Source organism: Pseudomonas sp. GW823-FHT01D03, assembly GCF_058798255.1.
Genome location: NZ_JBXAKK010000001.1, coordinates 394,263 through 418,604 on the forward strand (window position 1 = coordinate 394,263; position 24,342 = coordinate 418,604).

The 24,342-nt window shown below is 61.5% G+C and carries 23 protein-coding genes; 21 read left to right on the forward strand and 2 right to left on the reverse strand.

All coding sequences use genetic code 11. The features are described from left to right. The first annotated feature begins 20 nt into the window (after positions 1–20). The 12 genes from AC1RBR_RS01700 (at position 21) to AC1RBR_RS01755 (ending at position 16,253) form a co-directional block, all read left to right on the forward strand. A complete protein-coding gene (locus AC1RBR_RS01700; RefSeq protein ID WP_095137823.1) occupies positions 21–1,373 on the forward strand; it encodes a TolC family outer membrane protein in 1,353 nt (450 codons plus the stop codon). A gap of 42 nt (positions 1,374–1,415) precedes the next feature. Beyond that, positions 1,416–3,572, forward strand: a complete 2,157-nt coding sequence (locus AC1RBR_RS01705) for a type I secretion system permease/ATPase (RefSeq protein WP_027611114.1) — start codon at positions 1,416–1,418, stop codon at positions 3,570–3,572. Continuing rightward, positions 3,562–4,929, forward strand: a complete 1,368-nt coding sequence (locus AC1RBR_RS01710) for an HlyD family type I secretion periplasmic adaptor subunit (protein ID WP_027611115.1) — start codon at positions 3,562–3,564, stop codon at positions 4,927–4,929. Before AC1RBR_RS01705 ends, AC1RBR_RS01710 begins: the two co-directional genes overlap by 11 nt. 372 nt (positions 4,930–5,301) lie before the next feature. Further along, positions 5,302–6,198, forward strand: a complete 897-nt coding sequence (locus AC1RBR_RS01715; protein ID WP_492562681.1) for a TauD/TfdA dioxygenase family protein — start codon at positions 5,302–5,304, stop codon at positions 6,196–6,198. An 18-nt stretch (positions 6,199–6,216) separates the two neighbouring features. After that, the gene (locus tag AC1RBR_RS01720) at positions 6,217–7,242 is read left to right on the forward strand and encodes an ABC transporter substrate-binding protein (protein ID WP_492562683.1); all 1,026 of its coding nucleotides are present in this window, start codon (positions 6,217–6,219) and stop codon (positions 7,240–7,242) included. A gap of 5 nt (positions 7,243–7,247) precedes the next feature. Next, positions 7,248–8,108, forward strand: a complete 861-nt coding sequence (locus AC1RBR_RS01725) for an ABC transporter ATP-binding protein (RefSeq protein ID WP_492562685.1) — start codon at positions 7,248–7,250, stop codon at positions 8,106–8,108. Positions 8,109–8,128: 20 nt separating this feature from the next. Continuing rightward, entirely contained in the window at positions 8,129–8,995 is an 867-nt protein-coding gene (locus AC1RBR_RS01730) for an ABC transporter permease (RefSeq protein ID WP_492562686.1), read from the forward strand. 174 nt (positions 8,996–9,169) lie between these two features. Further along, positions 9,170–10,087, forward strand: a complete 918-nt coding sequence (locus AC1RBR_RS01735) for a LysR family transcriptional regulator (RefSeq protein ID WP_007961495.1) — start codon at positions 9,170–9,172, stop codon at positions 10,085–10,087. Between the two features lie 219 nt (positions 10,088–10,306). Further along, positions 10,307–11,845 (forward strand): MFS transporter, encoded by a 1,539-nt coding sequence (locus tag AC1RBR_RS01740; protein ID WP_253149762.1) that lies wholly within the window; start codon positions 10,307–10,309, stop codon positions 11,843–11,845. 26 nt (positions 11,846–11,871) lie between these two features. Then, entirely contained in the window at positions 11,872–12,939 is a 1,068-nt protein-coding gene (locus AC1RBR_RS01745; RefSeq protein ID WP_492562688.1) for an HlyD family secretion protein, read from the forward strand. Between the two features lie 131 nt (positions 12,940–13,070). Beyond that, positions 13,071–14,495, forward strand: a complete 1,425-nt coding sequence (locus tag AC1RBR_RS01750) for an efflux transporter outer membrane subunit (protein ID WP_492562689.1) — start codon at positions 13,071–13,073, stop codon at positions 14,493–14,495. A 162-nt stretch (positions 14,496–14,657) separates the two neighbouring features. Continuing rightward, a complete protein-coding gene (locus tag AC1RBR_RS01755) occupies positions 14,658–16,253 on the forward strand; it encodes a glycosyltransferase family 39 protein (RefSeq protein WP_492562691.1) in 1,596 nt (531 codons plus the stop codon). A gap of 8 nt (positions 16,254–16,261) precedes the next feature. Here the strand turns inward: AC1RBR_RS01755 and AC1RBR_RS01760 are convergent, their stop codons facing one another. Next, positions 16,262–17,020 carry a slipin family protein gene (locus AC1RBR_RS01760; RefSeq protein ID WP_150603973.1) on the reverse strand — a complete coding sequence of 253 codons (759 nt, stop codon included), beginning with the start codon at positions 17,018–17,020 and terminating at the stop codon, positions 16,262–16,264. A 2-nt stretch (positions 17,021–17,022) separates the two neighbouring features. Beyond that, complete coding sequence (locus AC1RBR_RS01765; RefSeq protein WP_492562693.1) at positions 17,023–17,553, reverse strand: NfeD family protein; 531 nt, start codon at positions 17,551–17,553, stop codon at positions 17,023–17,025. Between the two features lie 175 nt (positions 17,554–17,728). Between AC1RBR_RS01765 and AC1RBR_RS01770 the strand changes: the two genes are divergently transcribed. From AC1RBR_RS01770 to AC1RBR_RS01810, 9 genes are all read left to right on the forward strand, one after another. Beyond that, positions 17,729–18,190, forward strand: coding sequence for an aminoacyl-tRNA deacylase (locus tag AC1RBR_RS01770; protein WP_492562695.1), 462 nt, complete (start codon positions 17,729–17,731; stop codon positions 18,188–18,190). A gap of 125 nt (positions 18,191–18,315) precedes the next feature. Further along, positions 18,316–18,561 carry a DUF2789 domain-containing protein gene (locus tag AC1RBR_RS01775; protein WP_492562697.1) on the forward strand — a complete coding sequence of 82 codons (246 nt, stop codon included), beginning with the start codon at positions 18,316–18,318 and terminating at the stop codon, positions 18,559–18,561. A 93-nt stretch (positions 18,562–18,654) separates the two neighbouring features. Continuing rightward, positions 18,655–18,900, forward strand: a complete 246-nt coding sequence (locus tag AC1RBR_RS01780) for a type II toxin-antitoxin system Phd/YefM family antitoxin (protein WP_204894228.1) — start codon at positions 18,655–18,657, stop codon at positions 18,898–18,900. After that, positions 18,890–19,171 (forward strand): type II toxin-antitoxin system RelE family toxin, encoded by a 282-nt coding sequence (locus AC1RBR_RS01785; RefSeq protein ID WP_007961475.1) that lies wholly within the window; start codon positions 18,890–18,892, stop codon positions 19,169–19,171. The genes AC1RBR_RS01780 and AC1RBR_RS01785 overlap by 11 nt, the downstream gene beginning before the upstream one ends. A 144-nt stretch (positions 19,172–19,315) precedes the next feature. Then, positions 19,316–19,744 carry a MarR family winged helix-turn-helix transcriptional regulator gene (locus tag AC1RBR_RS01790; RefSeq protein WP_047290742.1) on the forward strand — a complete coding sequence of 143 codons (429 nt, stop codon included), beginning with the start codon at positions 19,316–19,318 and terminating at the stop codon, positions 19,742–19,744. Beyond that, entirely contained in the window at positions 19,741–21,804 is a 2,064-nt protein-coding gene (locus AC1RBR_RS01795) for an FUSC family protein (protein ID WP_492562700.1), read from the forward strand. The genes AC1RBR_RS01790 and AC1RBR_RS01795 overlap by 4 nt, the downstream gene beginning before the upstream one ends. Continuing rightward, on the forward strand, positions 21,801–22,010 hold the full coding sequence (locus tag AC1RBR_RS01800; RefSeq protein WP_047601052.1) for a DUF1656 domain-containing protein: 210 nt from the start codon (positions 21,801–21,803) through the stop codon (positions 22,008–22,010). Before AC1RBR_RS01795 ends, AC1RBR_RS01800 begins: the two co-directional genes overlap by 4 nt. Then, complete coding sequence (locus AC1RBR_RS01805) at positions 22,007–22,894, forward strand: efflux RND transporter periplasmic adaptor subunit (RefSeq protein WP_492562701.1); 888 nt, start codon at positions 22,007–22,009, stop codon at positions 22,892–22,894. The genes AC1RBR_RS01800 and AC1RBR_RS01805 overlap by 4 nt, the downstream gene beginning before the upstream one ends. Beyond that, a complete protein-coding gene (locus tag AC1RBR_RS01810) occupies positions 22,891–24,333 on the forward strand; it encodes an efflux transporter outer membrane subunit (protein WP_492562703.1) in 1,443 nt (480 codons plus the stop codon). Before AC1RBR_RS01805 ends, AC1RBR_RS01810 begins: the two co-directional genes overlap by 4 nt. Positions 24,334–24,342: the final 9 nt, after the last annotated feature.

A 24,342-nucleotide genomic window follows, 5' to 3' on the forward strand; every position in this document is an offset into this window, starting at 1 on the left:
AGTCCTGGGAAATCTTTACCATGCGTTTGCACCTGTTCAAGGCTCTACCGTTCGCCCTCGCCGCCTCATTTGTACAAGCACAATCCTTACCAGAAGCCATGCAGCAGGCACTGGATGTCCATCCGGAAATCCAGGCAGGGGTCAACAGTCGTTTGGCCGCGGATTATCAGTTAAAGGCAGCGAAAGGGGGATACCTGCCCAAGGTCGATCTGCTGGGCGGTTATGGTCGTGAGGGCACCGACAGCGTGACCACCCGCGCCAACGGTGGCGGCAACCACTGGGAAACCTTGAACCGCAGCGAGTCAAGTTTACGTCTCTCGCAAATGGTTTTTGACGGTTTTGCGACGTCGAGTGAAGTCGGGCGTCAACAAGCCACCGTCAACTCCCGCGCCTACTCGCTGCTCGGCACTTCCGAGCGCACCGCGCTGACCGTCGCCCAGGTGTACCTGGACGTACTGACCCGTCGCGAATTCGTGCGTCTGGCCGAAGAAAACCTCAAGAGCCACCAGCGCATTTACGACCAGATCCAGTTGCGCACTCAGCGTGGCGTTGGTAGCGGCGCTGACCTTGATCAGGCTGAAGCGCGGATGGCTCAGGCCCGCAACAACCTGATCACCGAACAGACCAACCTCGCCGACTCCGAGACCAACTTCCTCAGTGCCGTCGGCCAGATGCCAGACCAGCTGGAGCGTCCGGCGCCGTTCATGGCGATGATGCCGGCCAACCTCAATGAAGCGCGTCAGCAGATGCTGGAAAACAGTCCGATTCTGCGCTCGGCCGAGTCCGATATCGCTGCGGCCGAGAAGCAGTACGAAACCGCCAAGTCGACGTTCTACCCACGTTTCGACGCCGAGCTGGGGCGCACCGCCGACAACGATCTCGACGGTCAGAACGGCCACAACAACGAGTGGCAGGCGATGCTGCGCATGCGCTTCAACCTGTACTCCGGCGGCAGCAACAAGGCCGATCTGGAATCCAAGTCGTACCTGTCGAACCAGGCTCTGGACATCCGCAACAACGCCCTGCGTCAATTGAACGAAGAGCTGGGCCTGGCCTGGAACGCCCTGAACAACGCCAATGCGCAGGTGCCGATTGCTCAGCAGTACGTTGATCACAGCACCTCCGTGCGCACCGCCTACCAGCGTCAGTTCAGCCTCGGCGAGCGCACCCTGCTCGATTTGCTCGACAGCGAAAACGAGTTGTTCACCGCTTCGCGCCGTTTGGCCGAAATCAAGAACATTCAGTTATTTACTCAGTATCGAATCAAGGCGACCATGGGCGAGTTGCTCAAGAGCCAGGGAGTGGTCGCACCATTGGCATCCGTCGTGCAGAACGATGTGAAGCCGAAGGTTCAACTGCCCGGTATGAATTGAGCAGAACCTTCATTGTTCAATTGTTAGCCAAGAGTGCCGAGCGTGGAATCAGAAGTCAGTCGAGTTCAACTCATTCATGATCCGCGCGCGATGCACGACGATCCGTTACTGGATGGCCTGCTCGCTCTGTGCATGCTGCACCAGAAACCCGCCAGTGCGGCGATGCTCACCACTGGCCTGCCGCTGCCCAAGCAGCGTCTGAGTGTCGAGTTGCTGCCCCGCGCAGCGGCTCGCGCCGGGCTGCAGGGCCGGGTGCTGCAACGCAAGCTGGAAGAGATTCCGGCGATTGCCATGCCGGCGCTGTTGCTGCTCAAGGATGGCCGCAGTGCTGTTCTGCTCGGCTGGCAAGGTGACAACGAAGCCCGGGTGCTGCTCAGCGAAAGCGATGGCGGTGAATCGGTGGTCAGCCGCGAACTGTTGGCCGACGACTACACCGGCAAAGTGTTCTTCGCTCAGCCGCAGCACAAATTCGACGTCAACCACGGCACGTTGATCCCGCGTGCACGCTCGTGGTTTCGCGACACCCTCAAGCGTTCGCGCTGGCTGTATGCCGATGCGATCGCCGCGAGTTTCCTGATCAACATCATCGCCATGGCCGCGCCGCTGTTCGTGATGAACGTCTACGACCGCGTGGTGCCGAACCAGGCCGAAGCGACCCTGTGGGTGCTGGCGCTGGGCATCACCGGTGCCTACATCTTCGACCTGATCCTCAAGAGCCTGCGCAGTCTGTGCCTGGATCTGGCCGGCAAGAAAACCGACCTGATCATCTCCGCGACGCTGTTCGAGCGCATCGTCGGCATGGCCATGAAGTACCGCCCGGCGCGGGTCGGCAGCTTCGCGCAGAACATCCATGAGTTTCAGAGCCTGCGCGACTTCCTCGCCTCGCTGACCCTGACCAGCCTGATCGACCTGCCGTTCACCATTCTGATCTTCATCGTCATCGCGATTCTCGGCGGGCATCTGGTGTGGATTCCGGTGCTGGCGTTCCCGATTGCGCTGTTGATCGGCTACGCGTTGCAGAAGCCGCTGGTAGCGACCATGGAACGCACCATGGCGCTCGGCGCCGAGCGTCAGTCGAGCCTGATCGAAACCCTCGCCGGCCTCGATGCGGTCAAGGTCAACAACGCCGAAAGCGAACGTCAGTACCAGTGGGAACAGACTATCGGCACTCTCAGCCGCCTCGAGCTGCGAGTGAAAATGCTCTCCGGTCTGGCGATGAACATCACCCTGCTGATCCAGCAACTGGCCGGGGTGATCATGATCGTCTTCGGCGTGTACCAGATCATCGCCGGCAACCTGAGCATGGGCGGTCTGATTGCCTGCTACATGCTCAGTGGCCGTGCGCTCAGCCCGCTGGCCTCGCTGTCCGGTCTGCTCACCCGCTACCAGCAGGCGCGGGTGACCATGACTTCGGTCGACCAGATGATGGAGCTGCCGCAGGAACGCAATTTCGAAGAGCGTCCGCTGAGCCGCAAGGTGCTGCAGGGCGCGATCGAGTGCCGTCAGTTGAACTTCACCTACCCGGAACAGCAGAACCCGGCGCTGAAAAACATCAACCTGGTGATCCGTCCCGGCGAGAAGATCGGCATCATCGGTCGCAGCGGTTCGGGCAAAAGCTCACTGGCGAAACTGCTGGTGGGCTTGTATCAGCCGGACGACGGCGCGTTGCTGGTGGATGGCGTGGACATCCGCCAGATCGACGTCAGCGAGCTGCGCTACAACATCGGCTACGTGCCGCAGGACATCCAGCTGCTGGCCGGTACCTTGCGTGACAATCTGGTCTCCGGCGCACGTTATGTCGAAGACGAGTTGGTGCTGCAAGCCGCAGAACTCGCGGGCGTGCACGAATTCGCCCGTCTGCACCCGCAAGGCTATGAACTGCAAGTCGGCGAGCGCGGGCAGAACCTGTCCGGCGGCCAGCGGCAGAACGTTGCACTGGCGCGGGCGCTGTTGCTCAACCCGCCGATCCTGCTCCTCGACGAACCGACCAGCGCCATGGACAACACCGGCGAAGAACGCCTCAAGCAACGCCTGGCTGCCGTCGTTGAAAACAAGACCGTGGTGCTGGTGACGCACCGGGCCTCGCTGCTGTCGCTGGTCGACCGCCTGCTGGTGGTCGACCGTGGACAAATTCTCGCCGATGGCCCGAAAGCCGCCGTGATGGAAGCGTTGAAGAAGGGGCAGATCAGTGTTGCTTAAGTCGGGTGTCAAAGAGTCGATCCGTCGCTACTTCAAGGGTTCTGCCTCGCTGCAGGGCCAGCCGCTGCCGGAGGTCAACAAGGCGCTGATCGAGGACGCCCCGCGCGTCGTGCGCCTGACTATCTGGGCAATCATCGGCTTCTTCCTGTTCTTGCTGCTGTGGGCCAACTTCGCCGTTATCGACGAGGTGACCAAGGGCGACGGCAAGGCGATTCCGTCGTCGAAGATCCAGAAAATCCAGAACCTTGAGGGCGGGATTGTCTCGGAAATGTTCGTCAAGGAAGGCCAGATCGTCGAGGCCGGCGCACCGTTGATTCGCCTGGACGACACGCGGTTTGCTTCCAACGTCGGCGAAACCGAGGCCGACCGGCTGTCGATGCTGTTGCGCGTCGAACGCCTGAGCGCCGAGGTCGATGACCGTCCGCTGAATTTCCCCGAAGACGTGCTCAAAGCCGTGCCGGGTCAGGCGAAAAGCGAAGAATCGTTGTACATCAGCCGGCGTCAGCAACTGCACGACGAGATCGGTGGTTTGCAGGAGCAGTTGATCCAGCGTCAGCAAGAGCTGCGCGAGTTCAGCTCCAAGCAGGCGCAGTATCGCCAGCAACTGGGATTGCAGCGCCAGGAAATCAACATGTCCGAGCCGCTGGTGGCGCAGGGCGCCGTATCGCCGGTGGAAGTGCTGCGGCTCAAGCGTGCCGAAGTCGAAACCCGTGGTCAGCTCGACGCCACCACCCTGGCGATCCCGCGTGCCGAATCGGCCATCAAGGAAGTCCAGCGCAAGATCGACGAGACTCGCGGCAAATTCCGCAGCGAAGCGCTGACTCAGCTCAACGAAGCCCGCACTGACCTGAACAAGGCCCAGGCCACCGGCAAGGCCTTGGAAGATCGGGTCAGCCGGACACTGGTCACCTCGCCGGTACGCGGCATCGTCAACAAGTTGCTGGTCAACACCATCGGTGGCGTGATCCAGCCGGGCAGCGACATGGTGGAAATCGTGCCGCTGGATGACACCTTGCTGGTCGAAGCCAAGATCCGTCCGCAGGACATTGCCTTCCTGCACCCGGGGCAGGAAGCGATCGTCAAATTCACCGCGTACGACTACACCATTTATGGCGGACTGAAAGCCAAACTGGAGCAGATCGGTGCCGACACCATCACCGACGAAGACAAGAAAACCACCTACTACATCATCAAGGTGCGCACCGAGCGCAGCCACCTGGGCACTGATGAAAAGCCGTTGCTGATCATTCCGGGGATGGTCGCCTCGGTGGATATCATCACCGGCAAGAAATCGGTGTTGAGCTATCTGCTCAAGCCGATCATTCGGGCGCGGGCCGAGGCGTTGCACGAGCGCTAGATCTTCAGCGCGGCGGCTGGCCTCTTCGCGAGCAAGCCCGCTCCCACATTTGATCTTCAGTGGACGCAGGTTCTCTGTTCGACCGGGATCCACTGTGGGAGCGGGCTTGCTCGCGAAGGGGCCAGCCAATCACCACACTCCTGTCAGTAAGTGACACAAATCGTCACTCACTAAACAGTCCATTCCTCACCAACCGCCATATCGTTATTCATTAACGGTATTTAATTTCCAGTTCTTATAGCTTTAAAGTCATCCATCTGCGTACCTGCCGACCAATCGGCGCGCCGCACGACCTGAACCAACACGCAATCCAGCGTGAGTTTCTGATCGACGTGCGCGCCTGTGAGCGCGCCGTGCGTGGGAGATTGAAAGATGTCCGCAGCTACTGCCACCCCAAGCGCCGCGACCGCCGCGCCGCAAACCTTTGAAATTCGTCCGTTCAGCGGTGCCGTCGGTGCCGAGATCATTGGCCTGGATCTGACCCGGCCGGTGAACGACCAGGACTTCGCGCGCATTCATCGCGCGCATCTGGATCACCACGTCGTGGTCTTCCGCGACCAGCGCATCACCCCGCAACAGCAGATCGATTTCAGCCGTCGTTTCGGCGTGTTGCAGATTCACGTGCTCAAGCAGTTCCTGCTGGCCAATCACCCGGAAATCCTCATCGTTTCCAACATTGTCGAGAACGGCCAGAACATCGGTCTCGGCGATGCCGGCAAGTTCTGGCATTCCGACCTTTCCTATAAAGAGCTGCCGAGTCTCGGCTCGATGCTGCATGCCCAGGAGTTGCCGTCCGAGGGCGGCGACACGCTGTTCGCCGACATGCACAACGCCTGGGACAACCTGCCCGAAGCGCTGCGTAAAGCCGTGGAAGGCCGTTCCGCTGCGCACTCCTACACCGCGCGTTACAGCGAAACCAAATTCGAAGGCAACTGGCGCCCGACCCTGACTCCGGAGCAATTGGCCCAGGTCGCCGAAGTGGTGCACCCGATCGTCCGTACCCATCCGGAAAACGGCCGCAAGGCGTTGTTCGTCAGCGAAGGCTTCACCACCCGCATCGTCGGCCTGCCGGAAGACGAGAGCAAGCAACTGCTCGCCGAGCTCTACGCCCATAGCGTGCTGCCGCAAAACATCTACCGCCATCAGTGGCAGCCCCACGACATGGTGTTCTGGGACAACCGTTCGCTGATCCACCTCGCCGTCGGCTGCCCCGCGCACCTGCGCCGCAAGCTGTATCGCACGACCATCCAGGGCGACGCGCCTTTCTGATTTGCCGGAGATTCGATCATGTCCAAACGTCTTCCATTTGCACCGCTAGCGGCGGCCATCGGCCTGGGTTTCAGTCTGATTGCCGGCAGCCTGGTGGCGCCGACCGTGGCCCACGCCGAAGGTGAAATCCGCATCGCCGAACAGTTCGGGATTGTCTATTTATTGCTCAACGTGGTGCGCGATCAGGGCCTGATCGAGAAGTACGGCAAGCAGCAAGGCCTCGACATCAAGGTCGACTGGACGCAGCTCTCGGGCGGCGCGGCGGTCAACGATGCGCTGTTGTCCGGCTCTATCGACATTGCCGGCGCCGGCGTCGGCCCGTTGCTGACCATCTGGGATCGCACCCACGGCAAGCAGAACGTCAAGGCAGTCGCCTCGCTCGGCAACTTCCCGTACTACCTGGTCAGCAACAATCCCAAGGTCAAAACCATTGCCGATTTCACCGAGAAGGACCGCATTGCGGTGCCGGCGGTGGGCGTGTCGGTGCAGTCGCGCTTCCTGCAATACGCGGCGGCCAAGCAGTGGGGTGACAAGGAATTCAACCGCCTCGACAAGTACACCATCGCCGTTCCGCACCCGGATGCGACCTCTGCGTTGATCGCCGGCGGCACCGAACTGACCGGGCATTTCTCCAACCCGCCGTTCCAGGATCAGGCGCTGCAGAACCCGAACGTGCACGTGGTGCTCAACTCCTACGACATCCTCGGGCCGAACACGCCAACCGTGCTGTTCGCCACCGAGAAATTCCGCAACGACAACCCGAAAACCTACAAAGCCTTCGTCGAAGCGCTGACCGAAGCCGCGCAATTTGCGCAGAACAATAAGGGCGCAGCGGCGGACACCTACATCCGCGTGACCAAGGCCAAGATCGACCGCGCCGAGCTGCTGAAAATCATCGACAACCCGCAGTTCGAATTCAGTGTCACGCCGAAAAATACTTATCCACTGGCCGAATTCCTCTACCGCGTCGGTGCGATCAAAAACAAACCGGAGTCGTGGAAGGACTACTTCTTCCAGGACGCCAAACCGCTGCAGGGGAGCTGATCGAGATGAATGCCCCTTTGCAAGGCCACGCGGCCAGCAACCCGATCGCCAGTACGCAAGCGCTGCTGGCGGTGGATAATGTCAGCCTCGAATACCGCACCCCGCAACGGGTGGTGCGCGCCACGCATCAGGTCAGTTTCGAAATCGATCCGGCGGATCGCTTCGTGCTGCTTGGACCGTCCGGCTGCGGCAAGTCGACGTTGCTCAAGGCAGCCGCCGGGTTCATTGCCCCGAGTGAAGGCGAGATTCGCCTGCAAGGTCAGCGGGTCGATGGACCGGGTCCGGACCGGATCGTGGTGTTCCAGGAATTCGATCAACTGCCGCCGTGGAAAACCGTGAAACAGAACGTGATGTTTCCGCTGCTGGCCTCGCGAACCTTGAACAAAAAAGACGCCGAAGAACGTGCACTGCACTACCTGGAAAAAGTCGGTCTGGCGGCATTCGCCGACGCCTATCCCCACACTTTGTCCGGCGGCATGAAGGCGCGGGTGGCGATTGCCCGCGCGCTGGCGATGCAGCCGAAAATCCTTCTGATGGACGAGCCGTTCGCCGCGCTGGACGCCCTGACCCGGCGCAAGATGCAGGAAGAATTGCTGCTGCTCTGGGAAGAGGTGCGCTTCACCTTGCTGTTCGTTACGCACTCGATCGAAGAAGCGCTGGTGGTCGGCAATCGCATCCTGCTGCTGTCGCCACATCCGGGGCGAGTACGCGCCGAAGTGCACAGCCATCAATACGATCTGCAAAGCCTTGGCGGTGTAGCGTTTCAGGAATCGGCGCGGCGCATTCACCGTTTGCTGTTCGATGAAGGCCAGTCGCCGGAAACCGAGCGTGACCACCACTTCAACGACATTCGTATCGCTTATTGAGCGTTCTGGAGGATTGCCCGATGAGCCAACCATCGTCTGTACGACAAGAGTTTGAAACCGTCCTTGAACCATTGACCAGCGTGCCGCTCGAGCGCGAACTGCCGCTGGGCCAACGCCTGTGGCAACAGGGCTGGCTGCGCAAAAGCCTGATCCTGATTCTGCTGGCGATCCTTTGGGAGGTGATCGCCCGGGTGCAGAACAACGACCTGCTGCTGCCAAGTTTTCTGCAGACCAGTCATGCGCTGTACGACGGCCTGCTCAGCGGTGAGTTGCTGGGCAAGGTGTGGATATCGCTGGTGGTGCTGATCAAGGGCTATCTGATCGGCATCGTGCTGGCGTTCGCCCTGACCACGCTGGCGGTGTCGACCCAGTTTGGCCGGGATCTGCTGAGTACCCTGACCTCGATGTTCAACCCGTTGCCGGCGATCGCCTTGCTGCCACTGGCCTTGCTCTGGTTCGGGCTGGGGCAGAACAGCCTGATCTTCGTGCTGGTGCATTCGGTGCTGTGGGCGCTGGCGTTGAACACCTACGCCGGTTTTCTCGGTGTCTCGGAAACCCTGCGCATGGCCGGGCGTAACTATGGGCTGAAGGGCATGCGTTTTGTGCTGTTCATCCTGATTCCGGCAGCGCTGCCGTCGATTCTTGCCGGGTTGAAAATCGGCTGGGCGTTTGCCTGGCGCACGCTGATTGCCGCCGAGCTGGTATTCGGTGCCACCAGTGGCAAGGGCGGGTTGGGCTGGTACATCTTCCAGAATCGCAACGAGCTGTACACCGACAAGGTGTTTGCCGGGTTGGCGGTGGTGATCCTGATCGGGTTGCTGGTGGAGAATCTGGTGTTCGATACGCTGGAGCGGGTGACGGTGAAGCGTTGGGGCATGCAGCGGTAATTTGTGGTGCTCCCACTGGCCCCTTCGCGAGCAAGCCCGCTCCCACATTTTGAAATGCGTTTCCCCTGTGGGAGCGGGCTTGCTCGCGAAGGCGTCGGTTCATGCATCACCGGTTTCAAGGATGTTTGCTAGCATTGCGCCTGAATCAATCCAGATCAGCCAAGAGTGCTCAGCATGCAACTCCCGGACATGAACCTTCTGGTCGCCCTCGACGCTTTGCTTGACGAGGGCAGTGTGGTCGGCGCCGCTCGGCGGATGAACCTCAGCCCTGCCGCCATGAGTCGTACGCTGACGCGCATTCGCGAGGCGATCGGCGATCCGATCCTGGTGCGCGCCGGTCGTGGCCTGGTGCCAACTCCCAAAGCCCTGGAATTGCGCGAGCAGGTGCGCGATGTGGTGGAGCAGGCGGCGCTGCTGTTTCGCTCCGCCGACAGCGTGGAACTGGGCACTTTGCGGCGGCGCTTCAGCATCCGCGCCAACGACTTTTTCATCGGCGTGTACGGCGGCAAGCTGTTCGACACCCTTGACCAGCAGGCGCCGCACTGCGAATTGCGCTTCGTCCCCGAGGGTGATGGCGACGATGAAGCGCTGCGTGAAGGACGGATTGATCTGAGTGTCAGCAACACCCGTCCGGTAACCCCGGAAGTCAAAGTGCAGAACCTGTTCTCCACGCATTTCGTCGGCCTGGTGCGAGAGGATCATCCACTGCTCGACGGCGAAATCACTGCTGAGCGCTATGCCGGTTACTCGCATATCAGCATGTCGCGCCGTGGCATTGCTCGCGGCCCCATCGACACCGCGTTGAACGCCTTGGGTCTGGAGCGGCGGGTGGCGGTGATCGCTCCGAGTTTCCATGCGGCGATGTTTGCCTTGCCCGATTCCGACCTGATCCTGCCGGTGCCCAAGGAAGCGTTGCTCAGCGTGCGCCGACTCGGCTTGAAACTGCGCTCGTTCAACCTGCCGATCCCGTTGCCGACGCTGATGCTGACCCAGGCCTGGCACCCGCGTTTCGACAAGGATCCGGCGCACCGCTGGCTGCGTGAAACGCTCAAGGCGTGTTGCGACGAGACGTGGCTGGCCGCGCAACCCTGATCCCACAAACAACGCAATCTCTGTAGGAGTGAGCCTGCTCGCGATAGCGGTGTATCAGTCGCCAAAAGTATCGACTGAAATGGCGCCATCGCGAGCAGGCTCACTCCTACAGGGAAATCGTTGTGTCTGACGCACTTATAACCTGCCAATAAGTCAATTTTCGTCAGCAGTAAGCCTTACTAAAATTCTCCGGTATTTTTCCTTCCGGAGTGTGTATCCATGACATCCCTGACGGTCCCGGCGCCCATCGCTGCGGCCAGTCCGGCGACGGCGGCTGCGCCACCGGTGTTCGGCGCGCGGATCATCACCGGCCTGGTCGGAGTGCTGCTCGCCGTGTTGGTCTCGGGCCTCAACGAGATGGTGACCAAAGTCGCGCTGGCCGACATCCGTGGCGCGCTGAACATCGGTTATGACGAAGGCACCTGGCTGGTGTCCTGCTACGCCGCGACCTCGGTGGCGGCGATGGCGTTCGCGCCCTGGTGCTCGGTGACCTTTTCGCTGCGCCGTTTCACCCTCTGCGCGATCAGCCTGTTCACGCTGCTCGGCGTGCTGTGCCCGTTCGCCCCCAACTACGAAAGCCTGCTGCTGATGCGCACCCTGCAAGGGCTGGCCGGCGGCGCGTTGCCGCCGATGCTGATGACCGTCGCCCTGCGTTTTCTACCGGCCAATTTCAAACTCTACGGCCTGGCCGGTTATGCCCTGACCGCAACTTTCGGCCCAGGACTCGGCACGCCGCTGGCCGGGTTGTGGAGCGAGTACGTCGGCTGGCAATGGACGTTCTGGCAAATCATCGTGCCGTGCCTGATTGCCATGGCAATGGTCGCTTGGGGCATTCCGCAGGATCCGCTGCGCCTGGAGCGCCTCAAGACCTTCAACTGGAAGGGCCTGCTGCTGGGCTTCCCGGCGATCTGCATGCTGGTGATCGGCTTGCTCCAGGGCAATCGGCTGGACTGGTTCGAGTCGAGCCTGATCTGCGCTTTGCTCGGCGCCGGCTCGCTGTTGCTGGTGGCGTTTCTGATCAATGAGTGGTCGCAGCCGATTCCGTTTTTCAAGTTGCAGATGCTCGGCATCCGCAACCTGGCGTTCGCACTGATGACCCTGGCCGGGGTGCTGGTGGTGTTGCAGGCGGTGGTGCTGATTCCGTCGAGCTATCTGGCGCAGGTCCAGGGTTATCGCCCGGTGCAGACCGCGCCGATCATGCTGATCGCCGCGTTGCCACAGTTGATCGCGCTGCCGCTGGTGGCGGCGCTGTGCAACCTGCGCTGGGTCGATTGCCGCTGGGTGCTCGGCATCGGTTTGAGCATGTTGACGTTGTCTTGCCTGGGTGGCTCGCTGCTGACCTCGGAGTGGATCCGCGACAATTTCTACGTCCTGCAATGGCTGCAGATTTTCGGTCAGCCAATGTCGGTGTTGCCGCTGTTGATGCTCTCGACCGGCAGCATCCAGCCGCAGGACGGGCCGTTCGCCTCGGCGTGGTTCAACACGGTGAAAGGCCTGGCGGCGGTGATCGCCACCGGAGTCATCGAGGCGCTGACCACCGCGCGCCTGCATTTCCATTCCACCATGTTGATCGACAACCTCGGCAACTCACCGCTGGCCGATCGCAGCGATCCGGGGCTCGCCCACCGCCTGCATGAACAGGCCGTGGTGCTGACTTCGTCCGATCTCTATGTGTGCATGGCCGGCGTCGCGGTGGCGCTGATTCTGCTGATTTTCTGGCTGCCGACGCGGATCTTTCCACCGCGCGCGCCGACCTGATGGCTGTACTGAAACAGAAGGTTTTTATGACGACTCAAGCAAAGCAAAAACTCGCGGTGGCCGTGGCGGCCGCACTGGCCGTTGGCGTGTTGCTGTACCTGGCGGTGCCGGGACTGTTCGGCAAGCGTACCCAGCAAAATACCAACGACGCGTTCGTTTCCGCCGACTTCACCTTGGTGGTGCCGCGCGTGGCGGGGTTCATCAAGGAAGTGCTGGTGGAAGACAACCAGCGGGTCAAGGCCGGGCAACTGCTGGCGTTGATCGATGATCGTGATTTGCGCGCCGCCGCTGAAGCGGCCGATGCGCAAACCCTGGTCGCCCGCGCTCAGTTGCAAAATGCCAAGGCCACGCTGGAGCGGCAGACCTCGGTGATTGCTCAGGCGCAAGCTTCGGTGGTCTCGGCCAAGGCAGAAATGGCGTTCGCCCAGCAGGAGCTCAATCGCTACAACCACCTCGCCGGCGTGGGTGCCGGCACGGTGCAGAATGCGCAACAGGCCCGTACGCGCATCGATCAGGCGAGCGCTCGGCTCGACACCGCCAGCGCGAAACTCGCGGCCGAGCGCAAGCAGGTGGAAATTCTCACGGCGCAGCGCGATGCCGCCGAAGGCAATCTGAAGCATGCGCAAGCGGCGCTGGAAATCGCCAGTTTCGAGCTGTCGTATACGCGCATCACCGCGCCGCAGGACGGCATGGTCGGCGAGCGCGCGGTGCGCGTCGGCGCCTATGTGACGCCGGGCAGCAAGCTGCTGGCGGTGGTGCCGTTGCAGCAGGCGTATGTGGTTGCCAACTTCCAGGAAACCCAGCTCACCGACGTGCAGCCGGGGCAGCAGGTGCAGGTGCGCGTCGACAGCCTCGGCGGCGAGGCCTTGAGCGGTCGCGTCGAAAGCATCGCCCCGGCCACCGGCGTGACCTTCGCCGCGGTGAAACCGGATAACGCCACGGGCAACTTCACCAAGGTCGTGCAGCGGATTCCGGTGAAAATCGTGCTTGAGCCGGGTCAGCCATTGGCCGAGCGTTTGCGTGTGGGCATGTCGGTGGAGGCGAGTATCGATACTGGCAGCTCGGCGGCGGAGCGCGAGGTGACTCAGCGATGATTCTGGGTAAAAACCTGTGGCGAGGGAGCTTGCTCCCGCTGGGTTGCGAAGCGACCCCAAGAATCGCGAGTGCTACGCACTCGAGCGGGAGCAAGCTCCCTCGCCACAAAAGTCTGTTTCAGTCACTTGTCATGGTGAGCTTGTTTGGCCTCAGCGCCTGCACCGTCGGCCCCGACTTCCACAAGCCCGAAGCCACACAGATCGCCGACTGGGCCAAGCCCGCCAAATCCGCTCCCAGCCAAGCCGTCAGCGAACCGCTTAACGAACGCTGGTGGGAGGTTTTCCACGACCCGCAACTCTCGGCCCTGACCCAGCGGGCGATGAACAGCAACCTCGATCTGCAACGGGTCAGCAGCCGCTTGCAACAAAGCCGTGCCGCGCGCCAGGTGATCACCGCGGATCGCTACCCGAACACCGCCGCTACCGGCAGCTACGCGCGTAAACGCAACAGTGGCGAAGGCCTGAATGACCCGTCCGGACACAACGGCGATTCCGCTTTCAACCTGTGGGACGCCGGTTTCTCCGCCTCCTGGGAACTGGATTTCTGGGGCCGCGTGCGCCGCGAAACCGAAGCCGCCGATGCCAACCTCGAAGTCGCCGAAAACGACCGACGCGGTGTGCTGCTGGCAGTGCTGGCCGACACCGCGCAGAACTACATCCAGCTGCGCGGCGTGCAGAACACCCGCGCGGTCACCGAGCAGAACCTCGACGTCGCCCGGCACAGCCTCAAGCTGTCGCAACTACGCCTCAACGACGGTGTAGCGACCGATCTGGATGTCGCCGAAGCTGCCGCGCAGGTTTCCGCCATCGAATCGCGCCTGCCGGCCCTTGAGCAGCGTCAGTCGCAACTGATCAACGCGATCAGTCTGTTGATGGGCGAGCCACCGCAAGCCTTGGCCAAGGAGTTATCCACAGACGCAGCGGTGCCGCAGTCACCGCTGCAAGTCGCTATCGGCCTGCCGTCGCAACTGGCCGAACGCCGTCCGGACATCCGGCAGGCCGAGGCGCGCCTGCATGCCGCCACCGCCAACATCGGCGTGGCCAAAGGGGATTTCTATCCGCGCATCACCCTGTCCGGCAACCTCGGATCGCAAGCGATGCAACTGAGCGATTTCGGCTCCTGGGGCTCGCGCGCGTTCGGCATCGGCCCGCAATTCAGCCTGCCGCTGTTCGACGGCGGACGCCTGCGCGGCATGCTGCAACTGCGCGAAGCCCAGCAACAGGAAGCGGCCATCGCCTACCAGCAGACCGTGCTGCGCGCTTGGCACGAAATCGACGACCAGTTGACCGCCTATAACGCCAGTCAACGCCGCCGCGACAGCCTCGCCGAAGCCGTACGCCAGAACCAGATAGCCCTGCGCACCGCGCAACAGCAATACGTCGAAGGCGTGGTCGATTTCGTCAACGTTCTCACCGTGCAGAGCGCGTTGCTCACTACGCAGGAGCAGTGGGTGGAAAGTTCGACCGGCGTTTCGCTGGCGATGGTCGGGTTGTACCGGGCGTTGGGCGGGGGCTGGGAGTCGGTGTATCCGGCGGAGGGGATGGCGCAACGCTGATGGCGTGAACTGAAAATGCCGATGGCAGTTTTTGCATGGGCCGGGGTGCCGGATGTCGTGAAAGCGCACACCGCCATCGACGACCCTCCCGTGGCTGACCTAAAGTGACGGAAAGCTTCGGCTCCATCCGTTCGCGTTATTCCGGCACAGCAAGAGGACGCAATGGCGGCACACAGAGAAACGCCGGTCGGCGACACGCAGGATCCACGTGCTGTCCCCGGAGCATGGTTGGTTGCCTTGCGCCTGATTCGTTGGGCCCGGGAACACTGGCTGTTGCCGATCATGCTGCTGGCGGCGGCGGTGCGTTTCTATGACCTGACGGCCGCGTCGATCTGGTTCGATGAAGGCTCCAGTGTTCTGCTCAGCCGGTTTTCCCTGCCTGAGATCTGGGGGCATGCGGCCCATGACGTGCACCCGCCGCTGTATTTCATGTTGCTGCACGGCTGGATCGGGCTGTTCGGTGACGGCATCCTGTCGATTCGCCTGATGAGCGCTGTCCCGGGGATCATTACCGTCGGCCTCGGTGTGTGGCTGGTGGATCTGCTTGCCACCCGTCGTGCCGCGCTGTTGGCCGGTTTGCTGCTGGCGCTGTTGCCCACGGCCGTGCGCTACAGCCAGGAAGTGCGCATGTATGCGCTGCTCGGCATGTGGCTGATCGCGGCGACCATTGCGCTGGTCTACTGGGTCCGGCAGCCGCGGCGGCATCGTTTTCTGGTGGCTTATGCGCTGCTGATGACGGCAGCGTTGTACACCCACTATTTCACTGTTCTGTGCGTGATCAGCCACTGGCTGTATCTGACGGCGGTGCGCGTGCAGCCGGGGTATCGGCTGCGGCATATTCAGCGTCCGGCCTGGTGGCTGGCCAACTTGAGCATCGCGTTGCTGTACATGCCGTGGGTGCCCAACCTGCTTGATCTGCTGCAGCACATCCCGGAACTCAAGGCCAGTAATGACATAGGCTGGGAAGATCCGGTGACCCTCGTTTCGTTGCCGTCGATGGTCTGGTCGTTGCTGATTCAGGACGACGGTTTGTCCTTGCCCGCGTGGCTGTTCTGGCTGCTGCCACTGGCATTGGTGGGGGTGATCGGCGTCGCGTTGCGACGTGATCGCAGTGTGTTTCGCGGCAGCCTGTTGCTGCTGTCTTACAGCGTGGTGCCGATTCTGCTGGTGTTTGGCGTGTCGTTCATCTCGCCGGTGTTCATCGAGCGTTACGTGACGGCCTATGCGTTGGGGTTGCCGATGCTGGTGGCGCTGGCGGTCGATCGGCTGTACACAGGCTCTCGCGTTCTGGCGCTGGCGATTCTGGTGCTGTTCGTCGGGGTCGAACTGGTGGGTGTGAAGAACAACGCCACGGTCGACAGCAATGATCAGTTCAGCGTGCTGGTCGACTACGTCAATCGACACTTCACCGAGGGTGACCGGATCGTTACCAGCGACATGATGTGGTACCTCAGCTACATCTATTACAACCGCACCGATGCGCAGATCCGCCTGTATACGCCACCTGCGGCGGACGGGCGTTCCACGCGCCCCAATGCCTACGGATTTGGCACATTGGTCGGCGAAGAGGTTTTCCTCGATCAGCTTGGCGACGTGTCCAAGGGCAGCACGCGGATGTGGCTGATCGGCACGCTGGATGAACCCGATGAGTTTGCGGCGTTGCCTGAAGGCTGGCAACGGCAGAGCGATGTCCATGCAGGCGGTGCTTTTGCACGCTTGTATGTGAGGGTACCGAGCGCCGATAAGACGGGCGGGTGATCGCAGGCTCAGGATTTGCCCGACAAATCCGCCATCCCCTTGAGCAACTCGATCGGCAACGGAAAGACGATCGTCGAGCTCTTGTCGCCGGCAATCGAACTCAAGGTCTGCATGTAGCGCAACTGCATGGCGCCGGGCTGGCGGCCGAGCATTTCGGCGGCCTGCATGAGTTTTTCCGAGGCTTGCAGTTCGCCTTCGGCGTGGATCACCTTGGCCCGGCGTTCACGTTCGGCTTCGGCCTGTTTGGCAATCGCGCGCACCATCGATTCATTGAGGTCGACGTGCTTGATCTCGACGTTGGCCACCTTGATACCCCAGGCATCGGTCTGAGCGTCGAGCACCTGCTGAATATCGATGTTCAACTGCTCGCGTTCGGCCAGCAGTTCATCCAGCTCATGTTTGCCGAGCACCGCGCGCAGGGTGGTCTGCGCCAGTTGGCTGGTAGCCGAAAGAAAGTCTTCGACCTGAATGATCGCCTTCTGCGGGTCGAGCACGCGGAAGTACAGCACCGCGTTGACCTTCACCGAGACGTTGTCGCGGGTGATCACATCCTGTGGCGGTACGTCGAGCACCACGGTGCGCAGGTCGACCCGGACCATTTGCTGCACCACCGGAATCAGCAGGATCAGCCCGGGGCCCTTGACCTGCCAGAAGCGCCCGAGCTGGAACACCACGCCGCGCTCGTACTCACGCAGGATGCGGAAGGTCGACCCGGCGAGCACAATGACCAACAGCAGCAGTGCAACGAAACCGATTTGCAGACCCATGATCACTCTCCGTGTCGCACCGCGTCAGTCGCGGCGACTTTCAGCAATAAGCCCTTACGCCCGACCACACGCACCGATTGCCCGGCGTGCAGCGGTGTCGTGCTGTGCACTTGCCAGTGTTCACCCTGCAATTGCACCCAGCCGTTATAGGCGTTTTGCGCTTGCACGGTGGTCACCGCCGTCACGCTGCCGACCAGCCCGGCATCGCCGCTGACGGCGTGGCGCGGGCGGGTTTTCAAGGCGCGGACGATCAATGCGATCAGCAGCAGGGCGCTGAGCAGGCCGAGGCCGATGATCATCGGCACCGGCAACTCGGCGTTGCCCAGAATCAGCGCGCCGATGACGAACATGATGATCCCGCCGAGGCCGATCACCCCGTAGTTGGGCAGCGCGGCTTCGGCGATCAGAAAGGCAATCCCGAGGGTGATCAGCCACAGGCCGAGCGGATTGAATGCGGTCAGCGGGCCGTCAGCCGCGAGGGCCGAGCCGCTGGCCAGCAGTATCAGGAAAAACGTGCAACATCGACTGTTCACGTGACCCTCCGGGAGAGTCATGGGGGTGTTTCCTTAAGTCTAGTTGAGCCTGGCGCTGGATGAATTCTGCTCAATGAGCAGATGTGTCCAGTGAGCGGATTTCCCTTCGCCAATGCCTTGCCGGACTAGACTCAGCAGAACAGGCACAACGTTCAGCGTGACACCGAGGTGCAACATGCGTATGGCAAAAAAAGTGCAGAGCAGCCTGAATCGGGCGCACTGCGAATATGACGTCGTGGCCCACCGCCACTCGGCCAGCAGCCTGGAAACCGCGCGGGTTTCCGGGGTGCCCGCCGAACGTGTGGCCAAGTCGGTGATCCTCGACCACCACCACGGGCATTACCTGATGGCCGTGCTGCCGGCCAGTCGGCATCTGGACTTGAGCAAAGTGCGCAACCGCGGTGAATGGCAGATCACCCGGGAGAGCAACCTGGCGCATATCTTCGATGACTGCGAACGCGGTGCGGTGCCGCCGCTCGGTGATTCCTATGGCCTGGACATGGTCATCGACCCGCTGCTGACCCGGCAGAAAGACATCTACCTGGAAGCTGGCAACCACAACTACCTGCTGCACATGAGCATGCCCGAGTTTCTGAAAATGGTGCCGCATGCCGAGGTGCGGGAGTTGAGTCATTAAGTTTTGTAGCGCTTTCGCCGACGCCTTCGCGAGCAAGCCCGCTCCCACAGGTTGATCGCGTTCCCCTGTGGGAGCGGGCTTGCTCGCGAATGATCTCCCATCCGACGCATTTGAAGGATTCCTCCATGGAACAGCCCACCCACAGCCTGCCGTCCCTGTTCAAACAACTGGGACTGCGCGACGACCCGACCAGCATTGATCAATTCATCGCCACCCATTCACCCCTCAAACCCGAGCTGCACCTGGCGGACGCGTTTTTCTGGAGCAAGAGCCAGGCGGATTTTTTGCGTGATGAGATTCTTGATGATGCGGATTGGGCGGAGGTGGTGGATCAGTTGAATGTGTTGTTGCGCAAGGGGCGGGAGGGATGACTATTTGGCAACCATTTAGCGGCTGATCGTTTTTGCGGTTGTCTGAAAATTCTAAATAGACCAATATCACGACCTCAATTGAGGTCTTTTATTATGCAAAGTGTTCTTGCCGATATGGCGGTCAGCGTTTCCGAATTGAAGAAAAATCCGTCAGCAGTGTTGAGTGGCGCACAGGGTGGTGCTGTGGCTGTGCTGAACCATAATCGCGTCATGGGTTACATGGTGCCAGCCGATGTTTACGAAGCCATGATGGAGCGGCTTGATGATTTGGAACTGGCCGAGATCGTCCGTTCCCGCAGTCATGAAACACCCATTTCGGTAAGCCTGGATGACCTATAAGCTCGAATTTCTGCCGTCTGCTCATAAGGAGTGGAACAAGCTGGGTCATACGTTGCGAGATCAATTCAAGAAAAAGCTCGCTGAAAGGTTATCGCTACCAAGGGTATCGGCTGATGCGCTTCATGGAATGCCTGACTGCTACAAAATCAAACTGAAGGCTTCTGGTTACCGTCTGGTCTACCAAGTGATAGATGAGCGAATCGTCGTTTCGGTAGTCGCTGTGGGAAAACGCGAGCGCAGCAGTGTCTATGAGAAAGCCAAAAAACGCTGAGTCGTCCAGACCTCGGCGTTTTTTTCTTCCCTGACAACCTATTTGTTTCAAAACTTGACTGAAATTCCCCGCCAATGCGATATTGATAGTTAGCAAACTAACAGTGTGCATTTTCCCGTGCCGAATTCCCTCGACGCTCTCCAGATGAACATCAGCAGTGCCATGGTGGTGGCCGCCAGGCATTGGCGGAAGATCTGCCAGACCACGCTGGTCAACTATGGAATCTCCGAAGCCTGCGCCGTGCCGTTGTTGATGATCGGGCGGTTGGGCGAGGGTGTGCGTCAGGTGCAAGTGGCGCAGGCAGCCGGGATGGAGAGTCCGTCGCTGGTGCGCCTGCTCGATCAGTTGTGCCACGCCGGCTATGTCTGCCGCACAGAAGATGCGCAGGATCGCCGGGCCAAGTGCCTGAGCCTGACCGACACCGGCCGTGAGCTGGTGCAAGCGGTGGAAAGCGAGCTGGTACGTCTGCGTCATGAAGTGCTTGAAGGCATCGACCAGAGTGATCTGGAGGCTACGCTTCGGGTACTGCGAGCTTTTGAGGCGGCCAATCCGCCTGTGGTGATCAATTCTTGAACGGTTTTTTCTCTGGCATCCCGCCTGCCCGTGACTGGTTCTACGGGGTTCGTACCTTTGCAGCGTCGATGATTGCGCTGTACATCGCCTTGCTCATGCAAATGCCGCGTCCGTATTGGGCGATGGCCACGGTGTACATCGTCTCCAGCCCGTTTCTCGGGCCGACCAGCTCCAAGGCGCTGTACCGCGCCATCGGTACCTTTCTCGGGGCAGCGGCGGCGGTGCTGTTCGTGCCGATGTTCGTACAGAGTCCCTATGTGCTGGTGGTGGTGATTGCCTTGTGGACGGGGATTTTGCTGTTCCTGTCGCTGCACCTGCGTACCGCCAATAGCTACGCACTGATGCTGGCCGGCTACACCTTGCCGCTGATTGCCTTGCCGACGGTGGATAATCCGCTGGCGGTGTGGGACGTGGCGGAGGCGCGCACCGAAGAGATTTTTCTCGGCATCGCCGTGGCGGCGGTGGTCGGCGCGATGTTCTGGCCGCGGCGTCTGGCGCCGGTGTTCAACGACGCGGTGGGCAAGTGGTTCGCCGACGCCACCACCTACAGCCTGAAGTTTCTCAGCCGCGACGTGCAGCCGGAACAGATCGCCGCGCTGCGCATGGCCATGGTAGCCAATTTCAACAGTCTCGAATTGATGATCGGCCAGTTGCCCCATGAAGGCGCGCGACCGCAAACCGTGCGCAACACCAAGGAACTGCGCGGGCGGATGATTCACCTGTTGCCGGTGATCGACGCTTTGGAAGACTCGCTCTACGCCCTCGAACGGCGCACGCCGGAACTGGTGGAAAAGTTTGCCCCGCTGCTGACCGCGACCCAGCAATGGCTCGGCCATAACGACGCCGATCTTGATCGGTGGCAGGCGCTCAAGGATCAACTTCAGGCCCTGCAGCCAAGCTGCGAGGCGCTGGAAGATCGCAAGCAATTGCTGTTCTCCAACGCGATTTATCGCCTCGGCGAATTCATCGATCTGTGGCAGGACTGCCGCAGTCTGCAGGACGCGATTCTCTGCGAGCGCCAGGACAGCTGGCGCGCGGTTTACCGACACTGGCGCCTCGGGCGGCTGACGCCGTTTCTCGACCGCGGGATGATGCTGTATTCGGTGGCCTCGACCGTTCTGGCGATCATCGTCGCTTCGGTGCTGTGGATTCTGCTCGGCTGGCCGGACGGTGGCAGCGCGGTGATTCTGGCGGCGGTAGCGTGCAGTTTCTTCGCCTCGATGGACGACCCGGCGCCACAGATCTACCGGTTCTTTTTCTGGACCGGAATGTCGGTGCTGTTCGCCAGTCTCTATCTGTTTCTGATTCTGCCGAACCTGCACGATTTCCCCATGCTGGTACTGGCGTTTGCGGTTCCGTTCATTTGTGTCGGTACCCTGACGGTGCAGCCACGCTTCTTCCTCGGCATGCTCCTGACGCTGGTCAACACCTCGTCGTTCATCAGCATTCAGGGCGCGTACGACGCGGACTTCTTCGCCTTTGTGAACTCCAACCTGGCCGGCCCTCTGGGCCTGTTGTTCGCGTTTATCTGGACCCTGATCGCCCGCCCGTTCGGCGTCGAGCTGGCCGCCAAACGTCTGACCCGCTTCAGCTGGAAAGACATCGTGCGCATGACCGAGCCGGCCAATCTGGCCGAACATCGGCATCTGGGCGTGCAGTTGCTCGATCGTCTGATGCAGCACTTGCCGCGTCTGGCCATGACCGGCCAGGACACCGGGATTGCCATGCGTGAAGTGCGCGTCGGCCTGAACCTGCTCGATCTGCTGGCTTACACGCCACGGGTCAGCGGCGCGCCGAAGGCCCTGCTGCAGCAAGTGGTGGCTGAGGTCGGCGAGTATTTCCGCGCGTGTCTGAAGGCCGGCGAACGCTTGCCTGCGCCGAGTCCGTTGCTGATGACGATGGACCGCGCGCGCCGCGCGCTCAAAGGCCACGGCGACGAAGAAACCCGGCTAAACCTGTTGCATGCCCTGAGCGGTTTGCGCCTGGCGCTGCTGCCCGGCGTGGAATTCGTCAGCACCGGCGATGCCGAAGAACCGCTGCCCGATGGAGCGCCACTATGATCGGTGATCTGGATATCAGCGGGATTTTCCTGCCGACCCTGCTGGTGCTGATGGGCATCACCTATGTGTTGTTTTTGCTGGTGCACGGCGTGCTCACGCGTGTGCACTTTTACCGTCTGGTCTGGCACCGGGCATTGTTCAACGTGGCGCTCTACGCCGTGCTGCTGTACGGCGTGGACTCACTCAGTCGATACCTGATGACATGAAAAAACCGTTTCTGACTATCGGTCGCGTGGTCCTGACCCTGCTGATCGTGACTTTTGCCGTCGTCCTCGTCTGGCGCATGGTGATGTATTACATGTTTGCGCCGTGGACCCGCGACGGCCACATCCGTGCCGACATCATCCAGATCGCCCCGGACGTGTCCGGGTTGATCCAGCAGGTCGAGGTCAAGGACAACCAGTTGATCAAACGCGGCCAGGTGCTGTTCAGCATCGACCAGGACCGTTTCAAACTGGCTCTGCGTCAGGCTAAAGCCGCGGTCGCCGATCGCGAAGAAACCCTCGCCCAGGCGCAGCGTGAAGCCAAGCGCAACCGTGGCCTGGGCAACCTGGTGCCGGCCGAACAACTGGAAGAAAGCCAGTCGAAAGTCGCCCGGGCGCAATCGGCGCTGGCCGAAGCGCTGGTGGCGGTGGACAGCGCCCAGCTCAACCTGGATCGTTCGGTGATCCGCAGCCCGGTGGACGGCTACGTCAACGACCGCGCGCCGCGAGTGCAGGAGTTCGTTACCGCAGGGCGACCGGTGTTGTCGGTGGTCGACAGCAACTCGTTCCACATCGACGGCTATTTCGAAGAAACCAAACTCGACGGCATTCATGTCGGGCAGTCGGTGGATATCCGCGTGATCGGCGACAAGGCCAGGCTGCGCGGGCATGTCGAAAGCATCGTCGCCGGTATCGAAGACCGCGACCGCACCAGCGGCAACAACCTGCTGCCGAACGTCAACCCGGCGTTCAGCTGGGTGCGGCTGGCGCAGCGGATTCCGGTGCGTATCGCCTTTGACGAGGTGCCGGAAGACTTCCGCATGATCGCCGGGCGTACCGCGACCGTGTCGATCATCGACGACAGAACGCAGGAGCCCGTGCAATGAACAAGGCCCTGATGATCGCCGGGTTGGGCGTGATGCTCTCGGCCTGTCAGATGGTCGGGCCGGACTATCAGCTGCCCGCTGACGCAGCGGTGCAGCGCAAGGACTTTCAGGGCGAACTGGCGGTGGAAGGCAAACCGGTGGTGTCAGCGCCGGTACCGGCTGACTGGTGGCGGCTGTATAAGGATCCACGTCTGGATCAACTGGTGCAGCAAGCCATGGCGTCCAACACTGATTTGCGTGTAGCGGCGGCGAACCTTCAACGGGCTCGCGCGCAAGTCGATGAGGCCGAAGCGGCGGGTGGCTGGAGCGCAGGCGTGAAGATGGGCGCGCAGCGTCTGCAGGAATCCGGTCAGGCGTTCTTGCTGCCGGAGAAAGTCCCGGTCGACAACGTCGGCGATATTGGCATCAGCGCGTCCTATCAGTTCGATCTGTGGGGCACCCTGCAACGCGGTATCGAAGGCGCGAAAGCTAACGCCGATGCGACGCAAGCGGCGGCTGACACCGCACGCATCACTTTGGTGGCCGACGTGGTTCGCGCCTACACCCAAGTGTGCGCGGCCAACGAAGAGCGGGAAATTGCCCAGCATTCACTCGATCTGCAATCGCAGAGCACCACGCTGATCCAGCGTCTGCGCGATGCCGGGCGTGGCGATGAGACCCAGGTCACCCGTTCGCAAACCCAATTCAAGTCGTTGCGCGCCGACCTGCCGCGCTATGAGGCAGCGCGTCAGGCCGGGTTGTTCCGCCTGTCGATGCTGCTGGCCAAACCGGTCGAGCAATTGCCGGCCGGCACCGCAACCTGTGCCGAGTTGCCGAAAATCGCCCAATTGGTGCCGGTGGGTGATGGCGCTGCGCTGCTCAAGCGTCGTCCCGATATCCGTCAGGCGGAACGTCGCTTGGCGGCCTCGACAGCGGGCATCGGCGTCGCCACGGGCGAGCTGTACCCGGACATCAGTATCGGCGCGACCATCGGCACCGTCGGTCTTATTGACGACTTGGGTGATCCATCGACCAACCGCTGGGGCTTCGGCCCGTCGCTGAGCTGGAAAGTGCCGACCAACGGCGCCCGCGCGCGCATCCGTGAAGCCGAAGCATCGGCCCAGGGCGCACTGGCGCATTTCGACGGCGTGGTGCTCAACGCCATCCGCGAAACCCAGACCGGTCTGGCCCAGTACAGCTCGCTGCTGCAACGCCGCGACGCCCTGGCCGATGCCGAGCAATCGGCAAAACTGGCGGCGGACCAGACCCACCGCTTCTTCCAGGCCGGGCGCGAGTCGTTCCTCGCCGATCTGCAGGCGACCCGCACCTACACCGACGTCACCGCGCAACTGGCCGCCGCCAACACCCAGGTCGCCATGAGCCAGATCGATTTGTTCCTCGCCCTGGGCGGCGGTTGGGAAAGCGGACGAACGCAAGCCTCAAGCGCCAGCAAACCCTGAAGCCGTTGC

Coding starts and splice junctions, on each gene's coding strand:
- AC1RBR_RS01700 (WP_095137823.1), top strand. CDS start 21: ATGCGTTTGCACCTGTTCAAGGCTCTACCGTTCGCCCTCGCCGCCTCA.
- AC1RBR_RS01715 (WP_492562681.1), top strand. CDS start 5,302: ATGTCCGCAGCTACTGCCACCCCAAGCGCCGCGACCGCCGCGCCGCAA.
- AC1RBR_RS01720 (WP_492562683.1), top strand. CDS start 6,217: ATGTCCAAACGTCTTCCATTTGCACCGCTAGCGGCGGCCATCGGCCTG.
- AC1RBR_RS01725 (WP_492562685.1), top strand. CDS start 7,248: ATGAATGCCCCTTTGCAAGGCCACGCGGCCAGCAACCCGATCGCCAGT.
- AC1RBR_RS01730 (WP_492562686.1), top strand. CDS start 8,129: ATGAGCCAACCATCGTCTGTACGACAAGAGTTTGAAACCGTCCTTGAA.
- AC1RBR_RS01735 (WP_007961495.1), top strand. CDS start 9,170: ATGCAACTCCCGGACATGAACCTTCTGGTCGCCCTCGACGCTTTGCTT.
- AC1RBR_RS01740 (WP_253149762.1), top strand. CDS start 10,307: ATGACATCCCTGACGGTCCCGGCGCCCATCGCTGCGGCCAGTCCGGCG.
- AC1RBR_RS01745 (WP_492562688.1), top strand. CDS start 11,872: ATGACGACTCAAGCAAAGCAAAAACTCGCGGTGGCCGTGGCGGCCGCA.
- AC1RBR_RS01750 (WP_492562689.1), top strand. CDS start 13,071: ATGGTGAGCTTGTTTGGCCTCAGCGCCTGCACCGTCGGCCCCGACTTC.
- AC1RBR_RS01755 (WP_492562691.1), top strand. CDS start 14,658: ATGGCGGCACACAGAGAAACGCCGGTCGGCGACACGCAGGATCCACGT.
- AC1RBR_RS01760 (WP_150603973.1), bottom strand. CDS start 17,020: ATGGGTCTGCAAATCGGTTTCGTTGCACTGCTGCTGTTGGTCATTGTG.
- AC1RBR_RS01770 (WP_492562695.1), top strand. CDS start 17,729: ATGCGTATGGCAAAAAAAGTGCAGAGCAGCCTGAATCGGGCGCACTGC.
- AC1RBR_RS01775 (WP_492562697.1), top strand. CDS start 18,316: ATGGAACAGCCCACCCACAGCCTGCCGTCCCTGTTCAAACAACTGGGA.
- AC1RBR_RS01780 (WP_204894228.1), top strand. CDS start 18,655: ATGCAAAGTGTTCTTGCCGATATGGCGGTCAGCGTTTCCGAATTGAAG.
- AC1RBR_RS01785 (WP_007961475.1), top strand. CDS start 18,890: ATGACCTATAAGCTCGAATTTCTGCCGTCTGCTCATAAGGAGTGGAAC.
- AC1RBR_RS01790 (WP_047290742.1), top strand. CDS start 19,316: ATGAACATCAGCAGTGCCATGGTGGTGGCCGCCAGGCATTGGCGGAAG.
- AC1RBR_RS01800 (WP_047601052.1), top strand. CDS start 21,801: ATGATCGGTGATCTGGATATCAGCGGGATTTTCCTGCCGACCCTGCTG.
- AC1RBR_RS01805 (WP_492562701.1), top strand. CDS start 22,007: ATGAAAAAACCGTTTCTGACTATCGGTCGCGTGGTCCTGACCCTGCTG.
- AC1RBR_RS01810 (WP_492562703.1), top strand. CDS start 22,891: ATGAACAAGGCCCTGATGATCGCCGGGTTGGGCGTGATGCTCTCGGCC.